This window comes from Caulobacter sp. B11 (assembly GCF_002737765.1).
GTDB lineage: Bacteria > Pseudomonadota > Alphaproteobacteria > Caulobacterales > Caulobacteraceae > Caulobacter.
Map to the genome: position 1 here is coordinate 1 of NZ_PEGG01000315.1, position 4,226 is coordinate 4,226.

Sequence of the window (4,226 nt, forward strand, 5' to 3'; positions counted from 1 at the left end):
GGCTGGTACGTCTCGCCGCCGCCGGTGGTCTATGACCCGACCCGCTGGATGGGTTCATGTCTATGTGGAAGCCCAGGGCGCATCCCCGCCACCGAGACCCTGAGCAAGACCCAGATCCCTGTGACGATCTGCTGGCCCATGTGTTCGATCGCCCGGTCGGGGCGCCGATGTATCTCATCCGCCGACGCCGCTTAATCGACGGGCGGCTGTGCTGGTGGAGAGCATCGTCGTTGACGCCCATATCGCGCCGGGGCTGATCGACAATTCCCTGGACGAGTCCCTGACCAGCATCCTCAAGACCGCCTACAATATCTCGGTGACCCGCAACCGGGTCGACATGCAGCCCTGCGCCCTGATCCGCGGGGAGGCCGAAGCCCTCAAGGTCAAGTCCGGCCTGCCGGGCCTCAACGTGGTGCGAACCAGCTACGACGCCCAGGGCCGGGTCGTGGAATATGATCGCGAATATTGGCGTCACGACTCCCTGAAGATCAGCGTCGATATCCGCGTGCGCTGACCCGGCGGGCGTCGTCCGGTCAGCGGCGCTCCACCGGCTGGCCATCGCAAGCCTGGCTGGCGCGTAGCGGATTGCAGACCGCCACGGCGTCCCCTGGCAGACGGGCCTGATAGCCGCCCGGCCAGCGCGGATCGGGCTGCATATAGTCGGTCGAGATGTACTGGGCGCCCGAGGCGAGGGCGGCGTCGCGACGATGGCGGTCATTGACGCGGGCTTCCGCCGTGTCGGCGTCGGCGCGGGTGCGAACAATGAAACCGGCCTTGACCGCCGCGCGGATCCGGTCGGCCTCGTTCAGGGGATCATTGAGGGTAAGGTAGGCGGCCGCCGGCGAAGCCTCATCGGTATTGACGAAGAACACGCGGCCTTCCAACGCGCGGCGTTGACCGCGATAGAGCGCGACCTTCTCAGGCGCCTCGTCCAGGGCGAACCAGACCTTGCCGCGCGCCTGGCCCAGGGTCGGCCAATGGTCGTGCAGCACCGCCTCGCGCAGCGTGGATAGTCGCCCTGTACATCGTCTGGCGTGATCAGGGCGTCGGCGGGAAAGACGCTGCGGATCTCGGCGTCCAGCGCATCGAAGGCCGCCTCGTCCATCGGCAGGGCTCCGGTTCCGCCTGGAACCGGCGAGGCGTCGGTCTTGGTATTGAACATCAGCAGGATCGGCGCGTGGTCGGGATGGGTCAGCGACCAGCGGCGGATCGTCTCCAGGCAGCCGATCAGGGTCGGGCAGGCGCTGAGCACATCCACGTCGGGCACATGCAGGACCTTGAACCCCGGCCGCGCCAGGGCCTCCGCCCGCCACGGCTCCAGCGGCTGACCGCTGATCTGAACCGAGATCGGGTGGGCGAAACGGCCTCCCTTCGGGTCGTGATAGACGTCGATCTCCAGTTGGCGCGCGCCGTCGTTCAGTTGATCCTCGAGGGGCCGGTGGGCGTAGTCCAGCCCTTTGCCGGGCTCGCCGATGGCCGCCAGAACCGCCGGGGGAATGGCGGTCTTGTAGCTGTTATGGGTGCCCACCATCATCAGGTCGTTGAGCTTGAGATTGGCGTCCATCCACGCGCGATCGCAGCCGTCGCCCGCTTGAAGCACATCCTCGGCCTTGAGGTTGCAGCTCGGCAAAGCGGGCGCGCCGCCGATCAGGGCCGCCGTCGCCGCCAGGGTCAGGAAGGTCATGGTCGCCGGCATGGTCGCAGATCTCCGATCGGGGGGGCGCCGCAGTGCATAGGGCGAGGATGCGACGGCGCAATGACCATAGACCGTCAGCCGGGCGGTCGTGGTCCTCAAGAAGGCCGCGCGGGCAGAGATGAGGGGCGCGGGGCCGAAGGGTGACATAATCACCACGGTACAGACACGTCGCGAAAATGTCGGCGCTCCTGCCTGCGCCGAACGTGACGCGGGATGGGGTGAGGCGCCGTCGCGGCGCGCTCCAGACCGGGGTCTGGCCAGTCTCCAGGCGCGGGCCGTTCGAACGCGCCGGTATCCGCCGCGTTGAATTTAGCCGCCGAGCGCCGCGCGATAAATTAGCGTCTCAAACCGGATGCAGACCCTTCCTAGACAATAATGAGCTCTGGCCCGTAGATCTGATCCCGCCGCCGGGCTCGTCTGGTCGACAGAGACTAAACACCCGGGTTTTCCAGACCAATCATTTGGCTAGTCGGCCAACCACCGGCCTTGCACCGCTCCGGGTCTCTTCGGAAAAACTGTCACACTTGCTGATTATAGGACGTCCATGACGCGGATGCTTGCGTTCGTGGCGGCTTGGAAAATCAAGGGGACTCCCGTGAAGCTGTATAAGAACCTAATCCTCGTGGGTTGTAGCGCTTTGGCGCTCGCTGGTTGCGGATCGGACGACATCGCGTCGCCGGGCACGGGTGGCAATGTCACCATCACCAACACGACGACGCCGACCACGCCGACGACTCCCGTCGACAACAGCGTCAAGGCCGCCTCGGGCTGCCCGACCATCGCCGATCCGCAAGGCCTCAAGGACGACGGCACCATCACCGGTCCGACCGGCACGTGGCGCGTCTGCACCTTGCCCGCCCGCATCAACAAGTCGATCACCCTCGCGAAGATCCCGGGCCTGCTCTATCAAATGGCTGGCCGCGTCGACGTCGGCACGGACGGCGGCTTCACCAAGACTTCAGCCGACTCGAACGTGACTTTGACCATCGAGCCCGGCGTCATCGTCTATGGCGGCACCGGCGTGTCCTGGCTGGCCGTCAACCGTGGCAACAAGATCAGCGCCGTCGGCACCGCCGCGCGCCCGATCGTCTTCACCAGCCGCGACAACGTCCTGGGCCTCAACACCGAGACCTCGCAAGGCCAGTGGGGCGGCGTCGTGCTGCTTGGTCGCGCCAAGATCACCGACTGTAACTTCGGTTCGACCGCCGCCGGCACCTGCGAGCGCTCCACCGAAGGTTCCGCTGACGCCGCCACCTTTGGCGGCGCGGACAACACCGACAACAGCGGTGCGATGTCCTATGTCCAGATTCGCTATTCGGGCTATGTCCTGGGCGCGAACAAGGAGCTTCAATCGCTGACCGCCGAGGGCGTCGGCAGCGGCACCAAGCTCGACCACATCATGAGCTATAACAGCTCTGACGATGGCGCTGAATTCTTCGGCGGCAACGTCAACCTGAAGTACTATGTCGCTGTCGGCGCTGACGATGACAGCCTCGACGCCGACACGGGCCTGACCGGAAACTTCCAGTACGGCCTGCTGATCCAGCGTGACGGCAAGGGCGACGCCCTGATGGAAATCGACAGCAATGGCAACGAAACCGACAGCCCGCGCCAGACCCTGAAGATCTCCAACTTCACGGGCATTCAGCGTCAGGTTTCCAGCGCCAACGAAGCCGAAGACCTCGCTTCGCTGTTCATCCGCGGCAATGCCGATGTCACCCTGGTGAACAGCGTGTTCAACACGCCGAACAACGAGTGTCTGCGTATGAATGGTTCGGGCGCCACTCCGGCGACCCTCACCGCTCGCTCGGTCGTCTTGACCTGTAACGCGGCCAAGTACCTCGGCAGCGGCACCTATAACGCCTCCACCACGGCCACTGCCTTCGGTTCGGGGGCGAACAACAATAACGACTCCTTCGTCTCGACCCTGACTTCGGCGTTCATCAACGGCGCCAACGAACTGGCGGCTGCCGTGTTCGATGTGACCGGCCTGGGCTCCTTCTTCAGCACGACGACCTACATCGGCGCCGTCAAGGACAGTAACGACACTTGGTGGGCGGGTTGGACCTGCAACAGCGGTGCTGCGGACTTCGGTTCGACCAGCACCGCCTGTACCTCGCTGCCGACCACCTAAGCAGCAACCAGACTCTATCGAAGGGGGCGGCCGGAATACGCGGCTGCCCCCTCTTTTGCCCAACTACTTTCCCGGGGGGATCGGATATGATCACGCGGCGGCTCACGACCTTGTTGCTGCTCTCGACGGCGCTCTCGATGCCTTCCTGGGCCATTGCGCAAACGGCTCCCGCGTCTGGCGCGCCGAGCAGCGACGCCCCGGCGGCAGCGACGCCCCAGACGCAGACGGAACCGCAAGAGCAGACAGATGTTTCCATCCCCGGGATGGTTGATCAGGTGGTTGTCACGGCCACACGCAATGGGAATATCGTCAAGACCGGATCACAAGTTGTTACCGTGCTGTCGTCGGCGGACATCGTCCGGACCGGTGAGGGCAATATAGCGGGCGCCCTTAGCC

At 65.0% G+C, this 4,226-nt stretch carries 2 protein-coding genes and 3 pseudogenes; 4 read left to right on the forward strand and 1 reads right to left on the reverse strand.

Features of this window, described 5'->3' with window-relative positions; all coding sequences use genetic code 11:
* Both CSW58_RS15395 and CSW58_RS15400 read left to right on the forward strand, forming a co-directional pair.
* A pseudogene (locus tag CSW58_RS15395) lies at positions 1 to 195 on the forward strand (hypothetical protein); the annotation flags it as partial.
* A gap of 13 nt (positions 196 to 208) precedes the next feature.
* Complete coding sequence (locus tag CSW58_RS15400) at positions 209 to 514, forward strand: UTRA domain-containing protein (protein ID WP_236627806.1); 306 nt, start codon at positions 209 to 211, stop codon at positions 512 to 514.
* 19 nt (positions 515 to 533) lie between these two features.
* Here CSW58_RS15400 and CSW58_RS16295 read toward each other — a convergent pair.
* A pseudogene (locus CSW58_RS16295) lies at positions 534 to 1,843 on the reverse strand (phosphatidylinositol-specific phospholipase C1-like protein).
* A gap of 448 nt (positions 1,844 to 2,291) precedes the next feature.
* Between CSW58_RS16295 and CSW58_RS11840 the strand changes: the two are divergent.
* Positions 2,292 to 3,830: a hypothetical protein gene (locus tag CSW58_RS11840; protein ID WP_099447420.1), complete on the forward strand. Its 1,539-nt coding sequence runs from the start codon at positions 2,292 to 2,294 to the stop codon at positions 3,828 to 3,830.
* Between the two features lie 86 nt (positions 3,831 to 3,916).
* Positions 3,917 to 4,226: pseudogene (locus tag CSW58_RS15415) on the forward strand (TonB-dependent receptor); the annotation flags it as partial.